We start from the raw sequence: 26,705 nt of genomic DNA, 5'->3' as shown, positions 1-26,705 counted from the left end.
CGGGGCGCGCTCGCGTCCCGCCGCCCGTAATATGAGCGACAAACCTATCTAAACGACAGGTAAAAATGTGCCTAGCGAATCGTCACAGCTCGGGAGACGAGGCCCTGGCGTGCGCGGCGTTCCTTGTCATCCAGGCGCTCGGTGACCGCCAACGCCTCCTCGAGAGCCTTGGCAAGGGCCTGCGTGCCGGGCGCGACGTCGGCCGCGCTGGCACCCTCGGGCAGCTCGAAGACCGGGACGATCAGGCCGCACGCGCGGAAGGAACCCACGTAGCGCGAGCCCTCACCGACGTTGGCCTCGCCGCGCACGGCCAGGCGGGCGAGCGCATCGAAAAGCTTGGCTTCGTCGTTGTCCGTCAGGAAACGCACGAAGTTACGGTTCATCTCGCACCAGTACGCTCCGGGGACGCCGGGCACGGGCTCGGTCGGGATGATCTCGTCGCGGTTCTGTTCGAGGGCGCGACGCGTCGACTCGTCGATCTCCTCAGCCGGGTCGAACCAGAAGGAGAAGTCCTCCTCGAGCTTCATGTCCGTGAAGCTGTCGGCGTCGACGATGTCCTGGAGACGCTCGGAGGGCTCGCGCACGTCGATCGAGATGACGCCCTCGTCGCCCGCTTCCTTCGCGGCGATGGCCGCGAGCAGCGCGGCGCCCGCGTCATGGCTGAGGTCCGCGGAGTTCGAGCGCGTCTGCAGCGCAACGAGGATGCGGCCGTCGGGGCGCACCATCGCGGGGTGGCCCTCGGGCAGGAGAGTGACGAAGTCGAATTCGACGGCGCCATGGTCGGCATTGGTGCGTGCGGTCAGCGTGGCCGCCGGGATGAGCTCGCGCATGGCGACCAGCTCGATCTCCTTCGGCAGACCCTCGTAGGGGCGCGCGACGAAGGGGATCGGCGGGCGATACGCCTTGAGCTTGGCGGGATCGGTGACCTTCTTACGGCGGCTAGCTTTACCCATGGGTGTAATCGTAGCGGGTTTCGCCCAATCGACGAGGTGGGGGCTGGGCGAGCCGGTCCACTCACCCCCGCGCCTCGTCAGCGGGCGGCGCCTCGGGCGATGACCTCCACGCCGGGCAGGGCCGCGCGGTATGCGTCGAGGAAGCGCTCGTAGCCGGCCACGCCCTCGGGGGTGGGCTCGAGGGTCGAGACCGCAGCGCCCGCGAAGACCCGCTCGGAGAGGTAGTCCGGAAGGGCGGGCGTGGCCTCGTCCCCTGCGAGGACCGAGCGGTAGCGCGCGAGCACGGCGATGCCCCATGCGCCGCCCTCGCCCGCGGTGTCGCCCACGGAGACGGGGATATTCAGCGCATCCGCGAGGATCTGCTGGGCGACACCCGGGGTCTTGAACAGGCCGCCGTGGGCGAAGAGCGAGTCGAGGCGCACGCCCTCGTCGCTCAGGATGTCGACGCCGATGCGCACGGCCGCAAAGACGCTCATGAGCTGGGCACGCACGGCGTTCGCCAGGGTCACGCGCGCGTCGGCGGTGTGGGTGAAGACCGGCTGGGCAGCCTCCTGGCCGACGAGCGGCTCGGCAGACAGCGTGTTGTAGGCCATGACGCCGCCGGCGTCGGCCTCGCCCGTGAGCGCATGGTTGTAGAGGGCGTCGTATATCGCGGGGACGCTCACGTCGGTACCGACGAGGCGCGCGAAGTCGGCGAACCAGCCCACCCACGCGTCGAGCTCGGACGCGCCGTTGTTCGAGTGCACCATCGCGACGGGCGAGCCGTCGGGCGTGGTCACCATGTCAATCTCGGTGTGCAGCTCGGTGAGTGAACGCTCGAGGACGGCCATGAGGAAGACGGAGGTGCCGCACGAGATGTTGCCGGTGCGCTGGGCGATCGCGTTCGTGGCGATCATTCCCGTGCCCGCGTCGCCCTCCGGCGGGCACAGCGCAATCCCGGCCTGAAGCGTGCCGGTCGGGTCGATGAGCGCGGCGCCCTCGGGGGTCAGCGTCCCCGCGTCCTGGCCCGCGCTCAGCACGGTCGGGAGCACGTCGCGCAGGCGCCACGGGACCCGGCCCTCGACCAGGGCCTCGTACTGATCGCGGTAGGACTCCACGTAGGTGCCGGCTTCCGAGTCGATCGGGAACATGCCCGAGGCGTCGCCGACGCCCAGGACGTGCCGTCCCGTCAGCTGGTGGTGGACCCAGCCTGCCAGGGTGGTCAGGCGGGCGACGCGCGGCGCATGCTCCTCGGAGTCGAGGACCGCCTGGTGCAGGTGCGCGATCGACCAGCGCAGCGGAATGTTGAAGCCGAAGAGACGGGTGAGCTCATCGGCCGCGCGACCCGTGTTCGTGTTGCGCCACGTGCGGAACGGCGCGAGCAGGTTGCCCTCGGCGTCAAAGGCGAGGTAGCCGTGCATCATCGCGGAGATGCCGATCGAGCCGTAGGACGTGGGGGTGACGTCGTAGCGCTCGCGCACGTCAGCGACCAGGGAGGCGTAGGCGCTTTGCAGGCCGGCGACGACCTCGTCAAGGGTGTAGGACCACAGGCCGCCCTCCAGATGGTTCTCCCACCCGTGGCCGCCGGTGGCGAGCACCTCGTGGTCGGGGCCGATCAGGACGGCCTTGATGCGGGTCGAGCCAAACTCGATGCCGAGCGCAGTGTCAGCGGCGGCGATGGCGGCGCGGGGGTCGGTGCTCATGTGTGCTCCTTGGGTCTTCATTGACGAGGCTGGGGCCGGGGTTGCGTTAACGGTAACACTTTCGCGCAGGTAGCGACAGGGACGTACGACCGTTTATCGGACACACTGTCCGGCATATGCAGATTTACAACGTATTGACACCGTTCTTTCATCCCATCAACGCTATGTCCTCTCCAAAAGCCTCTCCAACTGACGACTAGGGGGAGTAGACTACGCGTAGTCACTATTGAGGAGGACACATGTCCACGGCACGAGTTGCACGCTCCGTCAAGCTCGATCCTGAGATCGACGCCCGCCTCACCGCCCTCGCGGAGCGCACGGGACGAACGAAGTCGTTCTACATGAATCGCGCCATCGAGTCAGCGCTTGAAGAGATTGAGCTCGCCTACTCACTGCAGGCCGAACTCGAGGACATTCGCAGCGGCCGAGCCACATCAGTGAGCCTTGACGAGGCGGTGAAGACCCTTGGCCTGGAGGGCTGAGCTGTCACCGCGTGCACTCAAGCAGCTCAGCAAGCTCGATAAGCCAACCGCACGCCGTATCATCGACTACCTCCGCGAGACTGCGAGCAGCGAGGATCCCCGCTCACGAGGGAAGGGACTGACCAGCAACCTGGCAGGCTTTTGGCGATACCGCGTCGGCAACTACCGGATCATTGCTTCCATCGAAGATGATGAGTTATTGATCCTCGCCATCAACATCGATCACCGGTCACGCAGCTACCGCTGACCTACCGAGCGCCGAAGCCCTCGATGAAGAGCTCACGCGCGCGGTCAATCGCGGCGAGTTCCTTGTCGGTGAGCGGCTTAGTTGCGCTGCGCTCGATGAAGGTCAGGACGACGGACGCGTAGACGTCAGCGGCCAGCGGAAGCACCTCGTCGTCCACGCGACCACGGGCCCAATCGGTAAATACCGAACAGCACGTGCGGTAAAGCTGCTCATGCAGGTCGCCGTCGCCTCCCACACGGATTGCCAGCAGGGTTTTCAGGGCCTGCCCATTGCGCGCGTACACGTCAGCAAGGTGGCGGGCGACGGCGCGAGCGTCGCGTCCCTCGCCGAACCACAGACCCTCGAGGGCAGGGGTGATCTCTTCGAGGAGGAAGGACACGACCTCAGCCAGGAGGGCGTCCTTGTCGGTGTAGTGGTCGTAGAAGGTCGTGCGCGAGACCATCGACGCGGCGCAAATGTCGGTGACGCTCACGTGCGCGTAGGGCTTTGCCTGGCACGCCTTGACGAGGCCCGAGCGAATCGCCCGACGCGTCTTCCGGATGCGCAGGTCCAGGTTCTTCTCGGCCTCGCGCCCGTGCTTATCCGCATTCCGCAGGAACATGTCTCTCCGATCAGTTTTCCTCTATTAATGGGCTTATCCTACGCATAGCGGTCGCCTCGTCCGGTATCCAACACTCCGTTTGTTATTGTGCGGCCCACCGCACGTAGACCGGCGATACGGTCAATGCATGTTCACCGAATACACAGGCAACCGCCAATTTGACCTGCAGCTGAACCGTTACCTCGGACCGATTCTGGACCGGCCTGGGATGGATCGGTTGACGACGAGCACCCTTGCCCGCATCCGTTCCGCTTCCCAGATCGCGCAGTTCGCCGGGCGCATGGCGGCTCGCTTCGATGCCGAGGGGGACGCGGCGGCCGCGTGGCGACTCTACTTTCTGGCCGCCTTCTACCTGCCCGAGCACGACCAGCGAAAGCGGCACTTCATCGACGCGGCATCGCGTAACTTCGACGCCTCTCACACTCACCTGGCGATGCGCCGACACACAGTCCCCTACAAAGATGGCTCAATGACGGCGATCCACTGGCAGGCTGATCCTGACGATCGTGCCCGCTTCCCCGACGCGCCTTCCACCCTCGTCATGATGAACGGCTTCGACGGATACGCGGAGGAGATCATGGGGTTCGCCGAGTACTTCCCCTGCCGCCCCTTCGACATCATTACCTTCGACGGACCCGGACAGGGACACACCGCCCTGGCGGGGATGCCTCTGGATCCGCGTTGGGAAATCCCAACGACCGCCGTCCTGGACTACTTCGACCTCGACGGCGCTGCCGCCCTCGGGGTCTCCTTCGGCGGCTACCTCGTCATGCGGGCCGCCGCCCACTGCCCGCGCATCAGCCACGTCATCGCCTTCGACATGATGTACCGGCTGCTGGACGGGCTGACGCTACCCCTGCCCGCGCCCATCCGCCCGCTCGCTGCCTCGATTGTCGAGCGCGCCCGTCCCGCATGGCTCTTCGACGCAACCATGTCCGTCGCAACCCACGCGAACGCGGACCTCGCGTGGAAACTGCAGCAGGCGCGCCAGCTGACGGGACTGGATAAGCCGAGCGACGTCCTACGGGCGCTGGGGGCGTACACGATGGAGCCCCTTGCGGGCATGATCCACCAGCCCTGCCTGGTGATGGCGGGCGACACGGACCAGTACGTCCCCTTTGAGCGCCTGTCCGATGTGCGCCGCATTCTTTCGGGCGCGGCTTCACTGGACGTGCGCACCTTCCACGAGGCAATGGACCCGGGCATGGCCCAGCACTGCCAGATCGGAGACCTTGACCGCGCCTTCGCGATCATGGGTGAGTGGCTCAGCGGCCGCCAACCCCGCAGCGGCGCATGATGCCGTACATGACCGCGGCGGCGCCATCGTTTTCGACGGCGGCCGTCACGTGGTCGGCGTGGGCGCGCACCTCCTCGGAGGCGCCACCCATGGCGACACCGAAGGCCGCCCACTCGATCATCGCGACGTCGTTCGTACCATCCCCAATGGCGACAGTCCCACACGCGGGCAGGCCGAGACGCTGACGCAGCGCCTCAAGGCCAGTCGCCTTGGTGACGCCGAGGGGCTCGATATCCGCCCAGGACGTCCAGCCGACGAAGACCTCGTGGGTGCGCGACACATCCAGGGACGACAGGATCCGATCGAACTCCTCGCGATCCATGTCGGCGGCGCGCACGACGATCTTAGGCGTGGGCGTGGAGGCAAGCTCCTCCATCGACACGATGCGATGATCGCTCCCCTCGATCTCGTTGTTCGGGAAGGGAGCGGACAGCAGGATGTCGGGGTGCGGCATCGACGCAAATACCGAGCCGGGCACGGCCGCGGCGATCTCCTCCAGGATCGGGCCGGGCACGAAGGTGCGCTCCTCGACGATCTCGCAGGTCCCACCGCTCACGCGCACGAGGGTCGCGCCGTTATTACACAGCGCCCACCCGTCCGTGAACTCCAGGGCATCGAGAACGGGGATCACGCCCTCGAGCGCGCGGCCCGAGGCGATGAGCACCTGAGCGCCCGCGGCGGCGAGGCCGTGGATCCCCTCGAGCACGCGCGGGGTCGCCCCCGCGGGGGTGAGGATCGTGCCGTCGATGTCGAGCGCGACCAGGACCTGGCCCGCCGACGTCGGAAAGTCGGCGGGCAGGGCGGCCGAGGCCTCGTCGAGAAGATCCTCGAAGGGGCGAGCGACTTCCCCGGTGGAGGGGACCGTCAGGAAGCGCTCTTGGCTCATCGAGCGACCGGGCTCAGAACCTCGAGTCCACCCAGGTAGGGACGCAGGGCCTCGGGCACGTAGATCGAGCCGTCCGCCTGCTGGTGATTCTCGAGGAACGCAACGATCCAGCGGGTCGTGGCCAGCGTGCCGTTCAGGGTGGCGACGGCAGCCATACCATCCTCGCGGCGCTCGCGAATGCCGAGGCGGCGCGCCTGGAACGTCGTGCAGTTCGAGGTCGAGGTGACCTCCATGTAGCGCTCCTGGGTGGGCAGCCACGCCTCGCAGTCGAACTTGCGGGCGGCGGAGGTGCCCAGGTCGCCGGCGGCCGTGTCGATGACGCGGTAGGGCAGCTCAACCTTGGCGAGCATCTCCTCTTCCCACGCGAGGAAGCGCTGGTGCTCCTCGGCGGCGTCCTCGGGACGGCAGTAGCTGAACATCTCAGCCTTGTTGAACTGGTGGACGCGGATGATGCCGCGCGTGTCCTTACCCGCGGAGCCGGCCTCGCGGCGGTAGCAGGTGGACCAGCCCATGTAGCGCTTGGGGCCGGCGCTCAGGTCGAGGATCTCGTCGGCGTGGTAGCCGGCGAGGGCCACCTCGGACGTGCCCGTCAGGTACAGGTCGTCGGCGGGCAGGTAGTAGATCTCGTCGGAGTGCTCGTTGAGGAAGCCGGTGCCACCCATGACCTGCGGGGTCACGAGGGTCGGGGTCATCATCGGCACGAAGCCGTTGGCCAGCGCCTGGTCCATAGCCATCGTCATGAGGGCCAGTTCGAGGCGGGCGCCGATGCCCTTGAGGTAGTAGAAGCGGGCGCCGGAGACCTTCGCGCCGCGCTTGGTGTCGATCGCGTCCAGGCCCTCACCCAGGGCGAGGTGGTCCTGGGGCTCGAAGCCCTCGGCGGCGAAGTCGCGGGGGGCGGGGCCCTCGTGGCGCAGGACCACGAAGTCGTCCTCACCGCCGACGGGCACGCCGTCAACGACCAGGTTGGGCAGGAGGCGCGCGAGACGGTCGGCCTCGGCGTCGGCGGCGTTCGCGGCGGCCTCGGCGGCCTTCACCTGCTCGGCGAGCTCCTTGGCCTGAGCCAGGATCGCCGGACGCTCCTCCTTGGAGGCGCGACCCACGGACTTGGAGACCTCCTTCTGGGTGGCTCGCAGCGTCTCGAAGGCCTGCAGGGCCTCGCGGCGGGCGGCGTCGGCCGCGATGATCTCATCGACGAGGCCGGGGTTCGCTCCGCGGGCACGCTGGGAGGCGCGGGCGGGTTCGGGGTTGTCACGCAGGGCACGCACATCAATCATGCCTCCCATCCTATGCCAGGTGGGCGCGCCGTGTCCCCTACCGGAGCCAGTTCGAATTCAACACAGCAGGTCAGGGTTATACACAAACTACATCACTGAGGTCTTCAAAACACTGAAAGTTATCCACCTTTGGTGCATAACCGTGTGGACAAGATGACAGCAAGCACACGCCAGGCCGACACGTATGACACGAAGTACAACGAAAAGCCACTTAACAACCCATCCACAGACCACTCGCGGGCTACCCTTATTCACATGGACGCTACACCGTGGGTACTCGCCGCCGTCGCAGGAGCCGGAGCGATTGGAGTCGCGCGCCTCGCAACCGCCCTCACCCGCAGGCACCGCCGCCGCCAGGCCCTCGCGGTCCCCGCCTCCGTAGACGATCCGACACGTGGACGGCCACGCCCCTGGATCATCATGAACCCTTCGAAGCACGAGGATCCCCAGGCCTTCAAGGACCTCATTAACCGCAAGGCCAAGGAACTGGGCATCGATCACGTGCACTGGCGCGAGACCACGCGTGAGGACCCGGGCACCGGGCAGGCCGTGCGTGCCCTTGAGGAGGGAGCCTCCGTCGTCATCGCCGCGGGCGGAGACGGCACCGTCCGCGCCGTCGCAGCCGGCATGGCCGGCTCCGGCGTACGCATGGGCATCATCCCCGTGGGCACGGGCAACGTCCTGGCCGGCAACCTGTCCATCCCGGACGACCCCGGACAGGCCCTCGCCGTCGCACTCGACCGCAACCACCGCTCCGTCGACCTGGCGTGGGTACGCGTCGAAGATGCCACGCAGGAGCCCGACCAGCCCGCCGAGGGCGGTCTACGCCTCGCCGCACGCGCCGCCCTGCACCCCGAGGTCACTCTTCCGAACGAGGAGGCCCCGGCCTCGTCGATCGAGCCGCGCGCAGACGAGTACGCATGCCTCGTCATCGCAGGCATGGGCTACGACGGCGAGACGATGGCCGACACAGATCCCGAGCTGAAAAAGCGGATCGGGTGGATCGCCTACGTGTGGGCGGGCCTAGGCGCGATGGGCGTTCCGCGCATGAAGGCGCGCCTGACCCTGCGCTCCCCCTCCGCCCCCGCGCCTGACCCGCTCGGCGTCGGCGACCAGCTTGCCGGCACGACCCTCGACGAGGAGGACGCCGCGCCCGAACAATCCCCGCACTCACACGCGGACGAGATCACGCGCATCGAGGCACGCTCCGTCATGTTCGCCAACGCGGGCGAGCTCAAGATGCTGGTCCTCGCGCCAGACGCAGAGCTTTCCGACGGACTCATCGACGTCATCGCGGTCGACGCACACGCCGGCCTGCTCGGGTGGGCGGACGTGACCTGGAAGATGCTCGGCCAGCTCATCGGCCTGCGTCCCATCAACCTGCCCGTCTCGACCGGCAAGGTCGCGTTCCGCCAGGCGAAGGGAGCGTCCGTGACGGCCGAAGAGGCCCAGATGTGCCAGGTGGACGGCGACGCGATCGGCCTCGCCCACACCATGCACATTCGCATGCAGGCGGGCGCCCTCGACATCGCCGTACCCGCCGAGCGCACGTGGATGGAGCTGCTACCCGCCTGATCCGTCTCCCTGCAAAGCACACATAGCGAAGAATTCTGGGACTGACGAGGAGCAAACCAAGGTGTTTCCTCGGCGGTCTGCAGGATTACCCGCATCTCGACTTGTTGCAAAATGGTGTTACACCACTTATCGGGGTATTACACCTGCTCGGAGGTGGTGTAATACTCCCTAACTGGTGCAAACCTGCCCAATCTAGCTCGTTGAGAAGCTCGCTGGAGCGGCTATTGAGCGGCGCATGCCTCGCACAAACTTGTTACCAAGTAGCAGTGCACTACTTATCGCAGCGTTGCACTACTTAGCGTGGCATTCCACTAGATAGGAAGCAGTGCAATGCCCTCACAACTAGTGCATCGCTGCTGTATCTAGTGCAGTGCTGCAGGGTCTGCGCCCTTTGAACGCCGACAGGGACGTTGTCGGCGGCAAGTGCCACGACGACGCTTGTTACCGATGAGGTGTTACACCCGATCAGGAAGATTCAACCCCTTCTGATCGGGTGGAATCTTCCCGATCACGTTGAATCTTCCCTAACGGGTTGAATCCCGACTATGGGACGCTAGATTTCTCGTTGCACCTCGACCAGGCATCTGGTGACGCCTCGGCGCGGAGCCTCGAGGCTAGGGCTCATATATCTCCAACACCAATCCACTGCACATCTCCACGATCTGCCTTGTTTCTAAGTGGTGTTACACCACTTAGAAGGGTATTACACCAGCTCGGAGCTAGTGCAATGCTCCCTAACTGGTGTAATGCTCCCTAACTGGTGCAGACCTGCCCGATCTAGCTCGATTGACAGTAAGTTGGAGCGGCAGATGCCGTGACCCGGCTTATCCCTCAGCGCTGCAGACCTACCAAGTGCGAACCCGTGGTCCGTGGGGAGACGCGAGCGTCAGACCAGCGGCCAGGACGGCGCGTTGCCCGCAGCCTCGCCCGTGCCGTCCCCGCCGTGCAGCAGGTCCGCGACCCACGCGCGACCCGCACGGAAGGCCTCGTCCGTCGTTCCCGGGGCGACCGACGCGCGCACCCCGTCGACGCGCGGATAGGACCCCATGAAGCGGACCTCCGGCGAGTAGCGGTGCAGGCCGACGAGGGCCGCCTGGACGCGCTCCTCGCGGATGTGGCCGACGATGTCAATGCTGAACGTGTAGTTGCCGAGGCCGTCGCCGCTCGGGCGCGACTCGATGCGCGACAGGTCGACGCCGCGCGCCGAGAACTGCTCGAGGAGGGTCAGCAGCGCGCCCGACTCGTTGACCGGCAGGGCCACCTGGATGGTCGTCTTATCCGCGCCGGTCGGCGGGGGGACGGCACCGGGGCGGGCCACCAGAACGAAGCGCGTGATCGCACCCGGGTTATCCGCGACGTCGGTGAACAGAGCCTCCAGGCCGTAGGTGTTGACGGACACCGCGTTGCACAGGGCAGCATCGAAGGATGCGTCGCCGTCCGAGAGAAGCTCAGCGGCTGCGGCAGTCGACGTGGCGGGCACGTGGATCGCGCCGGGGAAGGTCTCCTCAACCCAGCCGCGGCACTGCGCCCACGCGTGCGGGTGGGTGCCGATACGGCGAATATCCTCGGGGCGCGTGCCCGGCAGGACGGCCAGCTGAAAGACCACGTGGACGTGCATCTCGGCGACGATGACGAGGGGATCGCCGTGCGAGAGAGAATCAAGCGTCGCGTTGACGCCGCCCTCAATGGAGTTTTCGATCGGGACGACGGCACGGTCGGCCTCGCCACGGCGTACGGCCGCGAGCGCCTGCGGGGCGCTCGTCATCGGCATGAGGACCGCTCCGGCGGGCGCGACCTGGTGAACGGCCTGCTCGGTAAACGTGCCGAAGGGACCGAGGAAGGCGATACGAAGCTTGTCACCAAGGGGCGCGGGGCCGGGAATGTTCGTCGTCATGGTGTCAAGGGTAACGAGAGGGGCAGGCGAGGGGCGGCCTCGTTTCAGCGCACGGGGCGCATTGTGGCCAATCGCGCGAGTTCCAGGAGGGGCACAAAGCACGGAGGGAGCGCGGGCTCTGACGGGGGCAGGGACCTCGCCGGGCGAATCCCCTGTGCCACCGCGGCGTATCTCAGTCGCGGTTCGCGCTCACACCCGTTGCAAAAGCCTCGCGTCCTCCACCCGGGGTGACGTCGCCGCACGCGGTGATCTTCCACAGCTTCGCGGTGCCACCAGCGTCGACCAGCTCGAAGCCGACGGACGTGTCAACCCCGTAGAGGCCGGGGTTACGGGCAGAGCGCATGAAGTTGTAGTAGGCGCCGTCTTCCTCCTCGTAGAAGTGCGTAATGCCGAGACGTTGCACGACCTCGCACACCTCCGGGTCGGTCGCGATGTCGTGGAAGCGCTGGGTGAGAACCTTCTGCGAGGCGCCGTCCGCGTTGACCGTGCTCAGCTGCGGGAACACGGCTTTGCGCCCGCCGAGCATCTCGGAGTATGCGGCACCCGCGATCGGGTCGCCGAGGATGAGCGCGTCGGGCGCGGTCGTGTACTGCATGCGGCGCAGCATGGCCAACTCGCCGGTGGTGGCCATGCCGGGCTTGCCCAGGTGTGCGGGGTCGTACACGTAGGCGACCGCAGCATGACGGGCATCAATTGCCCCGAAGCTGGACAGGACGAGAATGAGGACGCCGACACCCGCCTGGATCGGCCAACGCGGCGCTTCGACCTCGTCGTCGACGCCACGTTCGGCGAGGATCCGCTGCAGGGACCTGGTCCAGGCGGCATGCAGGGCGTGGATAATCACGGCGACGCCAACCGCCATGAGGACCGCGAGCGCGATGTCTTCGACGCCCATGATGCGTCGGGCGTCCTTGTACCAGGGGGCCAGCAGGTACGTACGCAGCGCCGAGTCGGGCGAGTAGGCGAGGCCCGTCAGGCCCGCAAGGATCAGGTAGGAGATGAGCGGCCAGAACGGCAGGGGCAGCGCCTTATCCTCGTCGGACGAGGCCGCGTCTTCCTCGTTCGTATCCGTACCCTCGGTCAGTCCGGCCTGTTCGGCGGCACGTTCGAGGGGGTCGGGGCGGCTCAGGAGAGTGTGCAGGCGGGCAGTCGCGGCGACACCCGCGATGAGGAGGATCAGCTGGACGAGCGTCCACTGGGTGATGCCCGACGTGCTCGTGAAAGGCGGGTAGGGCAGGAAGGCGTGGGCGAAAGCCTCGCTCCAGCCGCTGCCATTGCGGGGGTACTTGCCCATGGCCTGGATCTTGGGGGAGGCCAGCGCGAGGAGGGGCAGGGCGACGACGGCGAGCGCGAGGCCACCCCACGCGAGGACGGCGAGCTGGCCTCGGCCCTCACGATCGAGGGCGCGGCGCGCAAAGGAGGCGATGGACGCCAGGAGCGGCGCGATCAGGAGGGCGAGCAGGGAGAAGGCGGCGCTCGGGTGCGCGCCGACGAGGCCGAGGGCGCCGATGATCAGGAAGATACCCTGAGGGATGCGTCGCACGAAGGCTCGCAGTCCGTCACCGGCTCGCAGATCGGCGGCGAGCCTACGGCCGACGACGACCGCTGCGGCGGCAAGCCCGGGAACCAGGGCGGTGCCGGTCGAATTGGGCCACTGGTTGTACATGGTCAGCGCATCGGCCGGCATGTTGAGCAGCATCCCGCCGATGATGGGCGCCGCCATGATGGCGCTGCGCGACGCCGTGAGGACAGAGACGAGAGCCGCCAGACCGATGACCCACACGGCCATGAGCGCCAGAGAAGACACGTTGGAGGCCTGAACGACGGAGTCGTAGCGCGCGAAGAGCGCGACAAAGGCGTGCCAGCCCGTGGGGTAGTAGACGCTCCTGCCACCGTAGAGCTCATGGAGGCCGCCGAAAGGGCTCGCATTCTTTCCGTACAGGATGGCGTGCACGCCGTTCTGGTGAAACGTCGGATCCCACTGCTGGACGGGGTTTGCAGGGTTCGCACCCGCGATGAGCGGCCAGGCGGCCACGAGGAAGCCGAGGGCAATCGCCCCCCACGTGGTCGCGCGGATCGCCGCCTGCGCGCCGCCAATCGGGACGCGCACGCCGATGGCCTCACGCAGGGGGACTCCCCGCAGCGAGAAACCGCTGTTCGTGCGATGGAAGAAGCTCAGGCTCCACGCGGCAGCTCCTCCGAGCGCGCTCAGGCCGAGGATCGGCAGGGCGGTGGAGGACTCCCACTCGATGTCGAGGAGCGGGTAGGCCACCGACATGATGGTGACGAGGCCGAACGTGAATGCAGGTGCGGCCGCAACAGCAACGAGCGACGAGCGCCCTCCGGCCCGCAGCCACATGAACCCCGGCAGAACCAGGGCGACCATCATGGCCAGCAGGGTCGGAACCAGCATCCACCAGGCCAGCACGGATTACTCCTTTTCGGAAGCGGCGCGGCGCTTGCCGACGATTTCGATGATGACGGGCAGGACCGACGCGAGGATGATCACGCCGAGGATGAGCGTCAGGTTGTCGTGCACGAAGGGGACGTTGCCCAGGAGCGCACCCACGAGGATGAAGCCCGCACCCCACACGATGGCACCCAGCGTGTTGAAAGCCAGGAACTTCGGGTAGGGGTAGCGTGCCATGCCCGCGGCGATCGGGATAAAGGTACGCACGAAGGGGATGAAACGGCCGATGACCAGTGAGCGGCCGCCGTAGTTCGTGAAGTAGTGCTCCGCCTTCTCCAGGTGCTCGGTCTTGAGGATGCGGGCGTCGGGCTTGAAGAAGCGGCGACCCCACTTGGCGCCCAGGAAGTATCCGATCTGCGCACCGATGAAAGCTGCAACGACGACGAGGAGGATGAGTGTCGGCAGGTGCAGGCCGAGGCGGTCGTGGAGCAGGCCAGCGGTAAACAGCAGGGACTCGCCCGGCAGCACGGGGAACAGGACACCCGACTCGATGAGGACGATAAGCATCGTTCCCCACAGCACCCACGGCCCCATGGCGACGAGCAGAGTCTCGGGATTTTTAAACCACTCGATAACGGTGTGCAGCACCGACGGATCCGATGCGGTCACGAGTGTCGACCAGGTCACGATAGGGCCCTTTTCTGCCGGGAATGTATCACCCTAACCCTACCTTTGTTGACCGCGAATATAGGATAGGCGGCATGAGGAAGCGCAAGGATTCACACGACGGCTCGCCGGTCGCTGACACAAACCTCCTCTTCGTTCCATCTTCATCTGACGATTCCTCGGAGAGCGGGGTCGACGCCCTGATGGGAATGATCGACGAGGCCGGGGCGCAGGTCGAGCCGCCGCCGCCCCCGGAGGCTCCCCTCCCGCCCGCTCCCCCGGCCGAATCCGACGACTCGGCCGATTCCGATGACGCGGCCGACGCAGTCGAGCCCGCCCTGGCCTCGTCCACGCACGAGGAAAACGATTCCGAACAGGCCATCGACGCTGAGGAGGCCACCTCCGACGCTTCGGCGGACGAGACCGACCAGACCGATCACAATGCCACGGGCGCGGACAGCGAATCCGTCGATTCCCTCACCTCGCCCCTGACCGGTGAAATCGCCGCGAACCTGCCCGTGCGCCGCATGCGCCTGCCCCGCCCCGTCTACATCGCGGACCGCATCACGAACGTGCGTCGCCGCCGCGAAGACCTTGTCGACGTCGTCCTCTCACTCATCGCGATCCTCATCATCTGGACGATCGGCACGGTGGCCAGTGCCACGACACACGGCGTCACCATGGACGTCCTACAATTCCAGCTCATCCGCAAGATCCTGATCCTGCCCGTCAGCCTGGTCGAGGGCCTCATCATCCTGATCACGCCGATCCTCGTGATCATCTCCCTTGCCTTGCGCAAGCGCCTCCAGGCGATCATTCAGGCCCTCGTCACCAGCGTCGTTGCGGCGATCGGCGGATGGATCATTGCCTTCTTGACCGGGCTACTGCCCGCTTACCTCACCGCACCACTGAGCGTGGACCGCGCGATAGCTACGCAGGGCTCGCAGACCGGCAGTGTGATCGCCATCAACCTGGTGATCGTCACCCTGTGCGCCCTGTTCACCTCCGCCGGCGAGGCCCAGTCGATGAAGGCCATCAAGTGGGGGTGGACGGGCCTGTGGATCATTCTCGTTCTGGGCGTTCTACGCTCATCGATGACCCTGCCCGTCGCCTTCATCTCCGTGTTCCTGGGTCGCGCATTCGGCTCCGGCTCGCGGTGGGTCATGGGCTACGACGACCAGAGGGCAAAGGGCACCAAGCTCGTTGAGGGCCTTCTCAGCATCGGCATCACGCCCTCACGGATCGTGCGCACCGACCTCGACACGACCAAGGAACCTCTGGCTACGTGGGTCATCACGGAGAACTCGCGCGGTCACCTCACGCAGATGCCCGCCGACCTGGGCGACATGGGCGTCACGGTCACGAAGCGCCCCAACCAGGACCACCACCGCCACTACCAGGCGTGGAGCGACACGGGCCTAGCCTACGAGATCATCGCCATGGACCCCGGCCAGGAACTGACCGGAACTCTCCTCGAGATGTGGAACAACCTGCGCCTGCGCGGCATCAGCCGATGGGTCTCCCCCTCGCTCAAGGCACAGGCGGAACGTTCCTCCTTCACGACGCTGCAGGCGTTGCGTGCGGGCGTGTTCACGCAGGAGCCGATCGGCATCGCCGCCTCTGCGGACTCGATCATCATGGTCATGTCGGCGCTGCCCCCGACAACGCCGCTGACGGAACTCGGTGAGGACGCAACGGACGAGGTCCTGGACCGCGCGTGGGAGCAGCTGCGATTCGCTCACTCACGTGGAATCTCTCACCGCGCTCTCACCCCCGAGGCGGTCGTCGTCGATGAGTCGTCGGACGTGTGGCTGCTCGATTGGGATTCCGGCGAGGTTGCGACCACCGAGCTGAATCAGTCGATCGACATCGCGCAGATGCTGGTCCTGACCGCCCTCGCGGTGGGGCCGGAGCGCGCGCTCGAGGCGGGCCGCCGCAACGTCGGCGAGGCGACGCTCGTCGCGTGCGCGCCCGTCATCCAGAAGCCCGTGCTTCCCGCACAGATCAATCAGCGCCTGCGCCGTTCCGACCTACTGGGCGACCTGCGCGCCGCCCTCGTGGGAGACTCCGAGGCCGAGACCGCACCCACCGCCGACCTGCAGCGATTCCGCCCGCGCACGATCCTCACGGTCGCGATCGCGTTCATCGCCGTCTTCATCGTCGTCGGCTCGCTCAACTTCAGCGACATCGTGACCACGGTCAAGAGCGCGAATCCATGGTGGATGCTTGCTTCCGCGGTGCTCGCCTGCCTCATCTGGGTCGGTTCCGCGGTCCCGCTTGTTGCCCTGTCGCCTGAGAAGCTGCCCTTCAAGGAGACGTTCATCGCCCAGGTCGCGGCCTCGATCATTACGATCGTGGCGCCCGCCGGCGTGGGACCCGCGGCCCTCAACCTGCGCTACCTGCGCAAGCGCCGCGTTCCCACCGCAATGGCGGTGACGACGGTGACGCTCATGCAGATCTCTCAGGCTCTCGTCACGATTGTCCTCCTGCTCCTCGTTATGGTCATTGCAGGATCGTCGCTGTCTGTGTCGGTCCCCTACGGCACGATCCTCGGTGTCGTCGCGCTCGTGATGGTCGCGGTCGGCGTCATCGTCGCGGTGCCAAAGGTGCGGCGCTGGATCTGGTCGAAGATTCAGCCGACCTGGCAGCAGGTCTACCCGCGCCTCCTGTGGATCATCGGTCAGCCCCGCCGCCTCGCTGCGGTCCTGGGCGGCAACCTGCTGATGAACATCGGCTACGTGGGCTCGTTCTGGACGGCGCTGCTCGCCATGGGTGGTTCGCTGAACTTCTCCACGGTGTCGCTCACCTACTTGACGGCGAATGCGGCCGGCTCGTTCATCCCCTCACCGGGTGGTATCGGTACCGTCGAAACGGCGCTGACCTCAGGCCTGACGGTCGCGGGCATCTCCTCGTCTGTCGCCATCGCGACGGCGCTGCTCTACCGTCTCGTCACCTTCTACGGCCGCATCCCGTTCGGCTGGCTGGCCATGAAGTACATGGAGAAGAAGGACCTGATCTAGGTTCCCTCTGAGCGCATCCGCATCCGCGCTCTCGCGTGACCGACAACAGCCGGTTCGTTTCTAGTTACTTCTAATTTTCATCAAATTAGAAGTAACTAGATGAATACTTGCTACCGACAGCAATTTCGCATGCAATTCCCCCACATGTCTTTTGATTTTTGAAATCAAATCGTTGAAATTCTGCGAATTTTGAGATGCACCAACGAACGGGCCCGGAGGAATTGCATGCGACTTTTACTGTGCCATTCGCTTACTGGAGGTTATTGTTGCCGTCCGGGTACGCCGCTTGGACGCCGCTCACCGAGCGAATCACGTCGATCGATCCAGCGGGCACGCGCAGCGCATAGCCGCGCAGGGCATTGCGATACTCCCGCTCCACGGAGACGGAGGCGCCCGGGAAGGACGCGGCCACGGCCTCGTTGATCGAGGCGAGGGTCGTCTCGCCGTCGGCGCTTTCCGCGAGCTGGACGATGACGACGACCGAGGTGTCTGCGTCCTGGCCGGACTGCGCGCTGGGGCCGCTCTGCCCGTTCTTGGACGTCAGTGCGGTGTCGGGGTCGATCGTCGGCGAGGCCGTGGCGCCCGGCGCGGACTGGGCCGAATCGCTGCCCGGGTTGGACTGCGGATCGGGCGTCGACGTGGAGGCGGGCGAGCAGCCCGCGACCGCGAGCGCGCACGTGCCCACCCCGGCCAGAAAAACGGCTGGCTTCTTCATGGACTGCACTCCCATACGTTCGACGCAGATACGAGGCGACATCGCGATGTGTCGCTGCTTCCAACATACCGCAGCGGCCGCCCAAAATGCGGCAATCGTGCAGGCATGAGAAGGGGCCCGGGAGCGCTCGCAGTGAGCGTTCCCGGGCCCCGGCCTCGTGAATGAGCGAATCAGTGATTCAGGTGCGATGCACGTCAGCGCACCCAGACCCCGTTCGCGTCGAACACGTAGGTGCGTCCGTTGATCACGTGCGTGCCGGTGAACATTGCTCCATCGGGTCCCAGGTAGTACCAGGCACCGTCGAGGTTCAGCCATCCGGTGTGCATCGCGCCCGAATCCTTCAGGTAGTACCAGGAGCCGCCATCGCGCACCCATCCGGTCGCCATCGCGCCGGATGCGGTGAGATAGTACCAGGAACCACCGTCGGCGACCCACCCGGTCTTCATGACCTTCGTGGCCGGATCCAGGTAGTACCAGTAAGCACCGTCGAAGCTCTCGTCGAACACCCAGCCGCCAACCAGGGCGCCCTCGGAATTTGCGTACACCCACGCACCGTCATCGCGCCGGAGCCAGCCGGTCATCATGTAGCCGTCGGAGCCGAACAGGTAGTCCTTGCCACCGATCGTGAACCAGCCGTTCTTGAGGTACTCCTTCCCGTTGGCGCACTGGTACCACCAGCCACGCAAGTCCTTCGCCCAGTGGCCGCCGTCAGCCGTGACGCACACGCCAGGGTTATCCGACGGCAGGTCAAGGGTCGCTGCCTTGGAGTGGTTCAGTCCGTAATCCCACGCGAGGACGTAGGGGTGGGCGATGACCTCGCCGGAGCCACCCTGATCGGCCCACCCCTGCGAGATGGCCGACATGGGAACCTCGACGTGGTACGTGTAGGTTCCGTCAGCCCCGACCGTTCCTTCGTTGTCCGCGAACACGTGGCGGTAGAACCACAGGCCGTCGGCCGGGTCATGCAGGTCGAACGCGGCCAGCGGGGACGCGTCGGTGACGTCAAAGGACACGACCGTGTCGGCACCCTCGCCCTTGTACTCCAGGTTGGAGACAACGGGCGCGGCCGTGTCGATGCGGAACTCGTAGGAGATCGACTGCTCGGCCTGCGAAGGGCCGTCGTTGTGCGCGGACAGCGTCAGCTTGTACACACCATCGGGCAGGTTCCTGTACTCGGCGTCGCGCAGATCCAGGACCAGCGGCTCACGTCCCCGCTCGACCCACGTCATCCTTCCGGACGAATCCAGCGCGGACTTCCAGTTCTGGTAGCGCGTGAAGGACGCGATCGTCTCTCCCGCAGCGTTCGTGTACGCGGCGTTGATCGTGTGCACGCTGCGCAGCGTGCCCGTGCGGGGTTCGAGAATCGTGGGAGCGCCCGAGGCAACCGAGCGAGAGAGGACGTTCTTGCTCGAGCTGGGCAGACCGATACGATCAGCATCCTTGACCAGGGGGTTGTATCCCAGCTGCTGGCGCGTGGATCCGTTGTAGACCCAGGAGGCGAGCGTGTGAGCCCCGTCCTCGGAGGCGAGGGCGTCGAAAATGGGGGCCTTGCCCCAGTCACCGTAGAAGCCCAAGTAGGGCACGGTCAGGTCGGGCTGGGACGCGGTCTTCGAGGCGAAACGCACGAATCCATCGAGGAAGGTGCCGTTGGGCGTGTTCTGCGCGACGGAGGAGTCGAAGTCGGAGCCAGGCTTGACATCCACGCCCACCGTGACCTCGCCGTTCGCGGGAACGGTAACGGTCGCGCCCTCACCGGTGCCACTCACGGCCGCGCCGGAGTAGGCGATGTCCACGCCCTTGCCTCGCCAATCGGCGGACTTGCCGGTGAAGAACCCACCCTCAACAATCTCGGAGAGGGCCTGCGAGCTCAGCGCGTAGGTGGCCTCCGCGCCGGACAGGTTGTGCAGCGTGACGTCGAAGTGCCAGCCCTTCGTACCATCCCCCAGGTCCGCCTTGGGCCGGGACTGCTCGGGGGCGCCGACCACGGTCGGATACACGGACGAGGTCGTGGCCGCCAGGACATTCGTCAGGCCCGATCCCTGCTTGCGCGGTGAGTACGGGGCGCCAGTGTCCTGGAGCGGGTCGACGACGGGGGTCGCCGTTCCCATGATGAGGTTCTGGACGACATCGATCTTCTGACGCGCGCTCATCGAGGCAAACAGCGGATCGTTCTCAACGCGCTGCAGGACGACGGCGCTCACGCCCGCCATCTGCGGGGTCGCCATCGAGGTGCCGGACATGAACTCGTAGGTGCCGCCGGGCACAGCCGAGTAGATGTTGCCTCCGGGGGCGCTGACCTCGGGCTTGAGGCGCAGGTCCGGGGTGACGCCCAACGAGGAGAAGCTCGACATGGAGTACTTCTTGCTCGGGGCCACGACCTTGCCGGGGGCGACGCTCAGGTGGTGGTCGGCGGCGGCCAGCATGGCCTCACCGTCAGCCTGCGAGATGAACGCGGCGGGCACGCCGTCCGTCGCCAGGCTCATGACCACGAGCGAGTCACCGGGCACGTTGTTGTAGACGATGAAGCCGGCGGGCTTGGAGCCGGCAATGTTGTTGAACTTGTCCTGGAAGGTGAGAGTACCGCGCTTGACCAGCACGATCTTGCCCGCGAGGCCCTCGGGGTACTTGGCCTTGAGCGCGGCGCCATCCTCGGGCGAACCGATGCCGCCGTCGACGTACTCGAAGGGACCGCCGGTCAGGTCGGACAGGTCGGGCATCTTCTGGCCGTCGGCGCCGCCGGCGCGCTGGTAGGCGATGTCGCGGTCGCCGACGGTGAAGGCGCTGTGCGACAGCGAGTTGTCGACCGAGGCCACGGACACGACGGAGGAGTAGGACGCCGGTTCGCCCAGGACGGAGGAGTCGGGGTCGGAGGCGAAGGGCAGGTTCTTGCCGGAGAGGTTGCCGTATCCGGCCGTGTACTCGTTGCCGGCGGCCGCGTTCACGGTGACGCCAGCGTCCTGGAGGCTCTTGAACACGGTCGCGTACATGGAGTCGGCCTCGTTATCCATGCCGCCGGTCTGTCCGAGGGACAGGTTCACGACGTCGGGGCGCAGGACGACCATGTCGTCGAGGGCGGCGAGCAGCGCCGAGTCCGGGATGCCGCCGCTGATACTGCTGGCGACCTTGGCGACGATGATCTGCGCGTCCGGGGCGATGCCCACGATTTCACCCGCGTTGCCCGCGGTGATGCCGGCGACGTGCGTGCCGTGCGATCCGGCTTTGCCGGTCGGCGAGGCGTCCGGGTCGTTATCCGCGTAGTCGTAGGCGAAGGGGAACTTTTCCGACACGTAGCTGCCGGTCTTGCCGTCGCCAAGATGTGGGGTCAGGCCCTCCACCTTGTCCTCGGAAAGCCCGGGGGTCCCGTGCAGGGCACCCGCGAACGCTGGGTGGGTCATGTCCACGCCCGTGTCGATGATGGCGACGACCTTGCCATTACCCTTTTGGGTGATCTGGTCGGCGTGCATCATCAGCTGGGCGCTGAGGTTGTCGGGGTTCTGGGTGGAGATGCGCGAGGAGTTCGTCGCGCCCTCTCCGGCGACCTGGTCATCGACACCATCGACATGGGTCTCGCGATCGAGGAAGGCGGCGTTGACGCCGCTCACCGCGCGGATCGCGTCGAGGGATCCGGCGGGGGCGCTCAGCGCGAAGCCCTGCAGGGCCTTGTCGTACTGGCGCTCCACCTGGGCGGAAGAGCCGGGGAACGCACCGGCCACGGCCTCGTTGATCGAGGCGAGGGAGGCCGCGCGGTCTGCACCCTCGTCGAGCTGGACGACGATAGTGACGACCGCGGCGGGGTCGACCTCGTCGGTCGTCGGCGGCTGAGCGTCCTGCGTGGTCTGTCCGCTCTTCGAGGTGAGCGCGGTATCGACGTCGCCGACGGGCAGGGACGAGGCCGTGGCGCCTGCGTCGGGTCGGGTGTCTGCCGGGGTTGGCGGGGATGCGAGGGTCGCGGGGCCGGCAACCACCAGAGCGGCGGTGCCAGCCAGCGCGAGGAACGCCGCTGGTTTCTTCGTTGTCATGTGCGTAACTCCAAAATGTGAATGGGGACCTCGAGAGGCACGAAGCGAACGCGTACCTATTGGTCGTTATGTGAGGACAGCGCTGCGACGCATCATTGCGCAGCACGTCGGACAGCAGGGCAGTGCGACGACGAACAAGGCCCGGGCCGGGTGAGACGCCCTCCCCGGGCCTCGTCGTCGCTGGGCAAGCACTCAGGTCAACCGACCCACGCGCCGCTCCCGTCAAAGACGTAGGTACGCCCGTTAATCACGTGCGTGCCCGTGAACATCGCACCATCGGGGCCCAGGTAGTACCAGGTGCCACCGACCTTGACCCAGCCTGTCGCCATCTTGCCCGAGTCGGACAGGTAGTACCAGGAGCCGCCATCGTGCACCCAGCCGATGGCCATCGCGCCGGAACCTGTGAGGTAGTACCACGAGCCGCCGTCGGCGAGCCACCCGGTCTTCATGATCTTGGTGGCCGGATCCAGGTAGTACCAGTAGGGGCCACCGTACACGCCGTCGAGGACCCACCCGCCGACGGGAACGCCATCGGAATCCACGTACATCCAGTCACCGCTGGGGTGCTTGACGAAGCCGGTCATCATGTAACCGGAGGGGCTGAACTGGTAGTCCCTGCCACCGATCGTGAACCAGCCTCCTCCCAGGTACGCCCTCTCGTTAGCGCACTGGTACCGCCAGTACCGCACTTCCTTGATCCAGTGACCGCCCGTCGGATCCTTGCACGAGGCCGTCTCGTTGTCGTCGGAGATGGGCAGGTCGAGGCTCACCGGCTCGGAGGGGTTGAGCCCGTAGTCCCACGCGAGCAGGTAGGGATTGTCGATGACTCCGCCGACGCCACCCTGGTCACTCCACGCCCCAGAGATCTCCATCAATGGGATCTCAACGTGGTACATGTACCGACCGTCGGGGCCAACGCTACCCTCGCTCTCGGTGAAGACGTGGCGGTAGAACCACAGGCCGTCAGCCGGGTCGTGCAAGTCGATCGCCGCCAGGGGCGAGTCATCGGCGACATTGAAGGACACGGCCATGTCGGGCCCGTCTCCGCCGTACGTCACTCCTGAGATGACCGGTGCCGTCGTGTCGAGGCGGAACTTGTAGGAGATCGACTGCTCGGCGCGCGACGGGCCGTCGTTGGACGCGGCGATCCGCAGCGTGTACGTGCCGTCGGGCATGTGCGAGAACTTCTCCGCGTTCGCGTCGAAGACCGTGGACTCGTGGTAGGCCTCGACCCAGGTGTTCTCCTCGGTGCTCGTCTGGTAGAGGGACTTCCAGTTCCGATGGTTGGTCACCGAGAAGACCGTCTCCCCGGCCTCGTTCGTGTAGGTGCTGGTCAGCGAGTGGACGCTGCGCAGCGTGCCCGTGCGGGGTTCGAGGATCGTCGGGGCGCCCGAGGCCGTGGACCTGGAGATCACGTAGCGCTGCGGGTTGGGCTTGCCGGTGCGCTCGGCCGCCTTAACGAGGGGGTTGTAGCCGAGGGAGTCGCCGGTCTTGCCGTTGACGATGGCCGAGGCCCGGGTGTGTGCGCCGCCGTCCGAGGCGAGGGCGTCGAAGATGGGGACCTTGCCCCAGTCGCCGTAGAAGCCCAGGTAGGGCACGGCGAGGTCGGGCTGGGACGCGGTCTTCGACGCGAAGCGCACGAAACCGTCGAGGAACGTACCGTTGGGCGCATTGTCCGCGACGTAGGAGGCGAACTCGCTGCCGGGCGTGATGTCGATACCGACGGTGGCCTCGCCGCTCGCGGGGACCGTCACCGTCGCACCCTCGGCGGACGCGGATGCGGCGCCCGAGTACGCGATCTCCACGCCACGGCCTCGCCAATCAGAGGAGTGCTGCGTGAAGAATCCGCCGTCCACGATCTCGGAGAGGGCCTGCGAGCTCAGCTCGTAGGTGGCCGGAACACCCGAGAGGTTATGCAGCGTGACGTCGAAGTGCCACCCCTTCGTGCCGTCCCCCAGGTCCGCCTTGGGTCGGGACTGCTCGGGGGCGCCGACCACGGTCGGGTACACGGACGAAGTCGTCGCAGCCAGGGCGTCGACGAGGCCCGCGCCCTGCTTACGCGGCGAGTACAACGCGCCCGTCGTCTGAGCCGCATCCGTCAGCGGACGGGCAGTGCCCATGATGAGGTTCTGGACGACGTCAGCCTTCTGACGCGCACTCATCGAGGCGAAGAGCGGGTCGGACTGGACGCGCTGCAAGACGATCGTGCTGACGCCCGCCATCTGAGGCGTGGCCATCGACGTACCCGAGGACTGCTCGTACGCACCGTCCGGTATCGACGAGAAAACCTCGCCACCGGGCGCCGCGATCTCGGGCTTGAGGCGCAGGTCCGGGGACACGCCCCACGCGGAGAATTCCGACGCCTCGTACACGGTGGACTGCGGCAGGACCTGACCCTCGGCGATCGAGAGCGTGTGCTCGGGGGCGTCCAGCATGGCCTGGCCATCGGCCTGAGAGATGAACGCCGCGGGCATGTCCTGCGTCGTCAGATTCATGGCGATGAGCGATCCGACCGACACGTTGTTGTAGACGACGATTCCGGCGGGCTTGAGGTCGTAGAGGTTCTCGACCTTCTTCTGGTAGGTCATGTTGCCGCGGGAGACGAGCGCGATCTTGCCGGCGAGGCCGTCCGGGTACTTCGCCTTGAGCGCGGCGGCGTCCTCCTCGGAGGCGAACCCGGCGTCCACGTACTCGTAGGTGCCGGCGGGCAGGTCGGAGAAGAAGGCGACCTTCTCGCCGTTGAGGCCGCGAGCGCGCTGATATCCGATGTCTTTCCCATTGACGGTGAAGGCGTTGCGCATCAGGGCGTTTTCGACCGAGGCGACGGCAACCACCGAGGAGTAGGTCGCCGGCTCGTCCATAACCGAGGAGTCGGGGTCCGAGGCGTAGGGCAGGCCCTTGCCGGAGTTGTTGCCGTACCCGGTGGAGAAGGCATTGCCCGAGGCCGCGTTGACGGTGATGCCCGCTTCCTGCAGCTTCTTGTACACGGTCGCGTACACCGTGTCGGCCTCGCCATCCATGCCGGCCGTCCAGCCGAGCGACAGGTTAATGACGTCGGGATGCAGGACGAGCATGTCGTCGAGGGAGGCAAGCAGCGCCGAGTCCAGCAGCGCGTCGTCCTCGCTGCGCGTCACCTTCGCGACGATCACCTGGGTGTTCGGAGCGGTGCCGACGATCTTGTCGGCGTTACCTGCGGCGATGCCGGCGACATGCGTCCCGTGGGAACCGTACGGGGTCTTCGCCGGCGACGCGTCGTTGTCGCCGTCCGCGTAGTCGTAGGCGAAGGGGAACTTCTGCGAGACGTAGACGCCGGTCTTGCCCTCACCCAGCTGCGAGGTCATCGCGGCGACCTTCTGCGGGGTGAGCGGGGGCGTTCCCGCGAGCTCGCCAGTGAATGCCGGATGCGTCATGTCGACGCCCGTGTCGATGACGGCGATGACCTTTCCTTCGCCCTTCTGGGCGACCTGGTCGATGTGCATCATGAGATGGGCGCTCAGGTTGACGGGGTCCTGCCCGCCGGTCTGCGAGGACTCGATACCACCCTCGGCATCGGGCGTGGCCACATCACTGACGCGACCCTCGCGCTCAAGGAACGCGGCGCGTACGCCCGGGGCACGGCGGATTGCATCGAGCGCACCGACGGGTGCCTTGAGGGCGAAGCCCGACATGACGTTGCCGTACTCGTGCTCCACCTGGGCCTGCGTTCCCGGGTAGAGGGCGGACACGGCCTCGTTGATCTCACTGATCGCACCCTCGCGGGACGCGCCATCCTCGAGCTGGACGATGACGCCGACGACGCGCGCCGGGTCCGCCTCTGCGCCGGTCGAGGAGGGCGCGGACTGTCCGCTCTTCGAGGTCAGCGCCGTGTCGATGTCGCCCACGGGCAGGGAGGTTGCTGCGCCATCGTGCGTTCCGGTGGGTCCCGGGGGCAGGGGCGAGGCCAGGGTGGCCGGCCCAGTCACCGCGAGCGCGCACGCGCCGACGAAGGCGAGGAGGGCAGCCGGTTTCTTCGTTGACATAAGCCTTCTCCGATATGTTGGGGGACGGAGTGCCAGTGGCACCCGGTACGTCGGCGTACCAGCCGTCTCCTCACAACATACCTCATGTGCCCTACCTGACAATCACCATCTTGCTTACCGATATGTGAAGCGCAGCTGAAGCGTCTAACACGACCGGGCCCGGGAGCGCGCTACTGCGTTCCCGGACCCGGCGTATTGCCTGGCGGTAGGCGGATATCAGATCACGGCATCCACATACCCGAGGCGTCGAAGGTGTACATACGGCCGTTGATCATCTGCGTGCCGGTCACCATGGCCCCCGAGGGAGACAGGTAATACCAGGCGCCACCCAGGTTGAGCCAGCCGGTGGCCATCGCGCCAGAGCCATGCAGGTAGTACCAGACACCATCGACCATAACCCAGCCGGTACGCATGGCACCGTCCGAGCCGAGGTAGTACCAGAAGCCACCGATCATCTGCCAGCCGGTGAGCATCGCGCCCGAGCCGTGCAGGTAGTACCACGTGCCACCCAAGTTGAGCCAGCCGGTGGCCATCGCACCGGAACCGTGCAGGTAGTACCAGACGCCGTCGACCATGACCCAGCCGGTGCGCATCAGGCCGTTATCACCCAGGTAGTACCAGGCGCCGCGGACCATCTGCCATCCGGTGAGCTGAGCGCCGGAGACATCGTGGTAGTACCAGGCGCCGCCGTCCATAACCCAGCCGGTGCGCATGTAGCCACGTCCATCGAAGCGGTAGGTGTGTCCGTCGATCATCATGGAGGTGTTCGTCGGGTAGCTGCCATCAGCGTTGCGGTACCACCAGCCGACCGAGTCCATCACCCAGGCGCCCATCGGGGCGGGGGCGGGCTGGGGATCCGGTGCAGGCTGCGGGTTGGGAGCGGGCTGCGGGTTGGGAGCGGGCTGCGGGTCCGGCGCAGGCTGCGGATCAGGCTGGGGCTGGGGATCCGGAGCAGGCTGCGGGTT

At 66.5% G+C, this 26,705-nt stretch carries 16 protein-coding genes and 1 pseudogene; 5 read left to right on the top strand and 12 right to left on the bottom strand.

What is annotated here, in order from left to right:
* Window positions 1–71 precede the first annotated feature (71 nt).
* The gene (locus tag HMPREF1137_RS00770) at window positions 72–953 is read right to left on the bottom strand and encodes a DUF5926 family protein (RefSeq protein WP_007587681.1); all 882 of its coding nucleotides are present in this window, start codon (window positions 951–953) and stop codon (window positions 72–74) included.
* Between the two features lie 77 nt (window positions 954–1,030).
* Window positions 1,031–2,635, bottom strand: a complete 1,605-nt coding sequence (locus tag HMPREF1137_RS00765) for a xylulokinase (RefSeq protein ID WP_007587677.1) — start codon at window positions 2,633–2,635, stop codon at window positions 1,031–1,033.
* 239 nt (window positions 2,636–2,874) lie between these two features.
* Between HMPREF1137_RS00765 and relB the strand changes: the two genes are divergently transcribed.
* Together relB and HMPREF1137_RS00755 are read left to right on the top strand one after the other, a co-directional pair.
* Window positions 2,875–3,117: a type II toxin-antitoxin system RelB family antitoxin gene (relB, locus tag HMPREF1137_RS00760; RefSeq protein ID WP_007587669.1), complete on the top strand. Its 243-nt coding sequence runs from the start codon at window positions 2,875–2,877 to the stop codon at window positions 3,115–3,117.
* Window positions 3,101–3,364 carry a type II toxin-antitoxin system RelE family toxin gene (locus HMPREF1137_RS00755; RefSeq protein ID WP_007587682.1) on the top strand — a complete coding sequence of 88 codons (264 nt, stop codon included), beginning with the start codon at window positions 3,101–3,103 and terminating at the stop codon, window positions 3,362–3,364. Before relB ends, HMPREF1137_RS00755 begins: the two co-directional genes overlap by 17 nt.
* 1 nt (window position 3,365) lies before the next feature.
* Here the strand turns inward: HMPREF1137_RS00755 and HMPREF1137_RS00750 are convergent, their stop codons facing one another.
* Window positions 3,366–3,965, bottom strand: coding sequence for a TetR/AcrR family transcriptional regulator (locus HMPREF1137_RS00750; RefSeq protein WP_007587685.1), 600 nt, complete (start codon window positions 3,963–3,965; stop codon window positions 3,366–3,368).
* Between the two features lie 127 nt (window positions 3,966–4,092).
* Here HMPREF1137_RS00750 and HMPREF1137_RS00745 point away from each other — a divergent pair, with 127 nt between their 5' ends.
* Window positions 4,093–5,262, top strand: coding sequence for an alpha/beta fold hydrolase (locus HMPREF1137_RS00745; RefSeq protein ID WP_034496105.1), 1,170 nt, complete (start codon window positions 4,093–4,095; stop codon window positions 5,260–5,262).
* On the opposite strand, the gene HMPREF1137_RS00740 is transcribed toward HMPREF1137_RS00745, so the two are convergent.
* Window positions 5,231–6,148, bottom strand: coding sequence for an HAD hydrolase family protein (locus HMPREF1137_RS00740; RefSeq protein ID WP_007587691.1), 918 nt, complete (start codon window positions 6,146–6,148; stop codon window positions 5,231–5,233). The genes HMPREF1137_RS00745 and HMPREF1137_RS00740 overlap by 32 nt on opposite strands.
* The gene (gene serS / locus HMPREF1137_RS00735) at window positions 6,145–7,422 is read right to left on the bottom strand and encodes a serine--tRNA ligase (protein WP_007587694.1); all 1,278 of its coding nucleotides are present in this window, start codon (window positions 7,420–7,422) and stop codon (window positions 6,145–6,147) included. The genes HMPREF1137_RS00740 and serS overlap by 4 nt, the downstream gene beginning before the upstream one ends.
* 255 nt (window positions 7,423–7,677) lie before the next feature.
* On the opposite strand from serS, the gene HMPREF1137_RS00730 reads away from it, so the two are divergent.
* On the top strand, window positions 7,678–8,997 hold the full coding sequence (locus HMPREF1137_RS00730) for a diacylglycerol/lipid kinase family protein (RefSeq protein WP_034496103.1): 1,320 nt from the start codon (window positions 7,678–7,680) through the stop codon (window positions 8,995–8,997).
* A gap of 886 nt (window positions 8,998–9,883) precedes the next feature.
* Here HMPREF1137_RS00730 and pheA read toward each other — a convergent pair.
* The 3 genes from pheA to HMPREF1137_RS00715 all read right to left on the bottom strand — a co-directional run bounded on the left by pheA (window position 9,884) and on the right by HMPREF1137_RS00715 (window position 13,988).
* Entirely contained in the window at window positions 9,884–10,891 is a 1,008-nt protein-coding gene (gene pheA / locus HMPREF1137_RS00725) for a prephenate dehydratase (RefSeq protein WP_007587688.1), read from the bottom strand.
* A gap of 172 nt (window positions 10,892–11,063) precedes the next feature.
* Window positions 11,064–13,319 carry a DUF6541 family protein gene (locus HMPREF1137_RS00720; protein WP_007587674.1) on the bottom strand — a complete coding sequence of 752 codons (2,256 nt, stop codon included), beginning with the start codon at window positions 13,317–13,319 and terminating at the stop codon, window positions 11,064–11,066.
* A 3-nt stretch (window positions 13,320–13,322) separates the two neighbouring features.
* On the bottom strand, window positions 13,323–13,988 hold the full coding sequence (locus tag HMPREF1137_RS00715) for a DedA family protein (RefSeq protein ID WP_007587683.1): 666 nt from the start codon (window positions 13,986–13,988) through the stop codon (window positions 13,323–13,325).
* Between the two features lie 74 nt (window positions 13,989–14,062).
* On the opposite strand from HMPREF1137_RS00715, the gene HMPREF1137_RS00710 reads away from it, so the two are divergent.
* Entirely contained in the window at window positions 14,063–16,987 is a 2,925-nt protein-coding gene (locus HMPREF1137_RS00710; RefSeq protein WP_007587680.1) for a flippase-like domain-containing protein, read from the top strand.
* Between the two features lie 250 nt (window positions 16,988–17,237).
* Here the strand turns inward: HMPREF1137_RS00710 and HMPREF1137_RS00705 are convergent, their stop codons facing one another.
* The 4 genes and pseudogenes from HMPREF1137_RS00705 to HMPREF1137_RS00690 all read right to left on the bottom strand — a co-directional run.
* Window positions 17,238–17,702 (bottom strand): hypothetical protein, encoded by a 465-nt coding sequence (locus HMPREF1137_RS00705; RefSeq protein ID WP_007587690.1) that lies wholly within the window; start codon window positions 17,700–17,702, stop codon window positions 17,238–17,240.
* A 194-nt stretch (window positions 17,703–17,896) separates the two neighbouring features.
* Window positions 17,897–21,721 (bottom strand): S8 family serine peptidase, encoded by a 3,825-nt coding sequence (locus tag HMPREF1137_RS00700; protein WP_007587673.1) that lies wholly within the window; start codon window positions 21,719–21,721, stop codon window positions 17,897–17,899.
* Window positions 21,722–21,918: 197 nt separating this feature from the next.
* Window positions 21,919–25,740, bottom strand: coding sequence for a S8 family serine peptidase (locus tag HMPREF1137_RS00695; protein WP_007587687.1), 3,822 nt, complete (start codon window positions 25,738–25,740; stop codon window positions 21,919–21,921).
* A 221-nt stretch (window positions 25,741–25,961) separates the two neighbouring features.
* Window positions 25,962–26,705: pseudogene (locus HMPREF1137_RS00690) on the bottom strand (hypothetical protein); the annotation flags it as partial.

The organism is Actinomyces sp. ICM39 (assembly GCF_000282935.1).
Classification (GTDB): domain Bacteria; phylum Actinomycetota; class Actinomycetes; order Actinomycetales; family Actinomycetaceae; genus Pauljensenia; species Pauljensenia odontolytica_B.
This window is presented reverse-complemented; position numbering and strand designations above follow the sequence as displayed.

Bases quoted from the DNA above. Each gene is read 5' to 3' on its own strand.
- HMPREF1137_RS00770 (WP_007587681.1), bottom strand. From the start codon at position 953: ATGGGTAAAGCTAGCCGCCGTAAGAAGGTCACCGATCCCGCCAAGCTC.
- relB (WP_007587669.1), top strand. From the start codon at position 2,875: ATGTCCACGGCACGAGTTGCACGCTCCGTCAAGCTCGATCCTGAGATC.
- HMPREF1137_RS00730 (WP_034496103.1), top strand. From the start codon at position 7,678: ATGGACGCTACACCGTGGGTACTCGCCGCCGTCGCAGGAGCCGGAGCG.
- HMPREF1137_RS00765 (WP_007587677.1), bottom strand. From the start codon at position 2,635: ATGAGCACCGACCCCCGCGCCGCCATCGCCGCCGCTGACACTGCGCTC.
- HMPREF1137_RS00700 (WP_007587673.1), bottom strand. From the start codon at position 21,721: ATGACAACGAAGAAACCAGCGGCGTTCCTCGCGCTGGCTGGCACCGCC.
- HMPREF1137_RS00710 (WP_007587680.1), top strand. From the start codon at position 14,063: ATGAGGAAGCGCAAGGATTCACACGACGGCTCGCCGGTCGCTGACACA.
- HMPREF1137_RS00750 (WP_007587685.1), bottom strand. From the start codon at position 3,965: ATGTTCCTGCGGAATGCGGATAAGCACGGGCGCGAGGCCGAGAAGAAC.
- pheA (WP_007587688.1), bottom strand. From the start codon at position 10,891: ATGACGACGAACATTCCCGGCCCCGCGCCCCTTGGTGACAAGCTTCGT.
- HMPREF1137_RS00705 (WP_007587690.1), bottom strand. From the start codon at position 17,702: ATGAAGAAGCCAGCCGTTTTTCTGGCCGGGGTGGGCACGTGCGCGCTC.
- HMPREF1137_RS00745 (WP_034496105.1), top strand. From the start codon at position 4,093: ATGTTCACCGAATACACAGGCAACCGCCAATTTGACCTGCAGCTGAAC.
- HMPREF1137_RS00695 (WP_007587687.1), bottom strand. From the start codon at position 25,740: ATGTCAACGAAGAAACCGGCTGCCCTCCTCGCCTTCGTCGGCGCGTGC.
- HMPREF1137_RS00740 (WP_007587691.1), bottom strand. From the start codon at position 6,148: ATGAGCCAAGAGCGCTTCCTGACGGTCCCCTCCACCGGGGAAGTCGCT.
- serS (WP_007587694.1), bottom strand. From the start codon at position 7,422: ATGATTGATGTGCGTGCCCTGCGTGACAACCCCGAACCCGCCCGCGCC.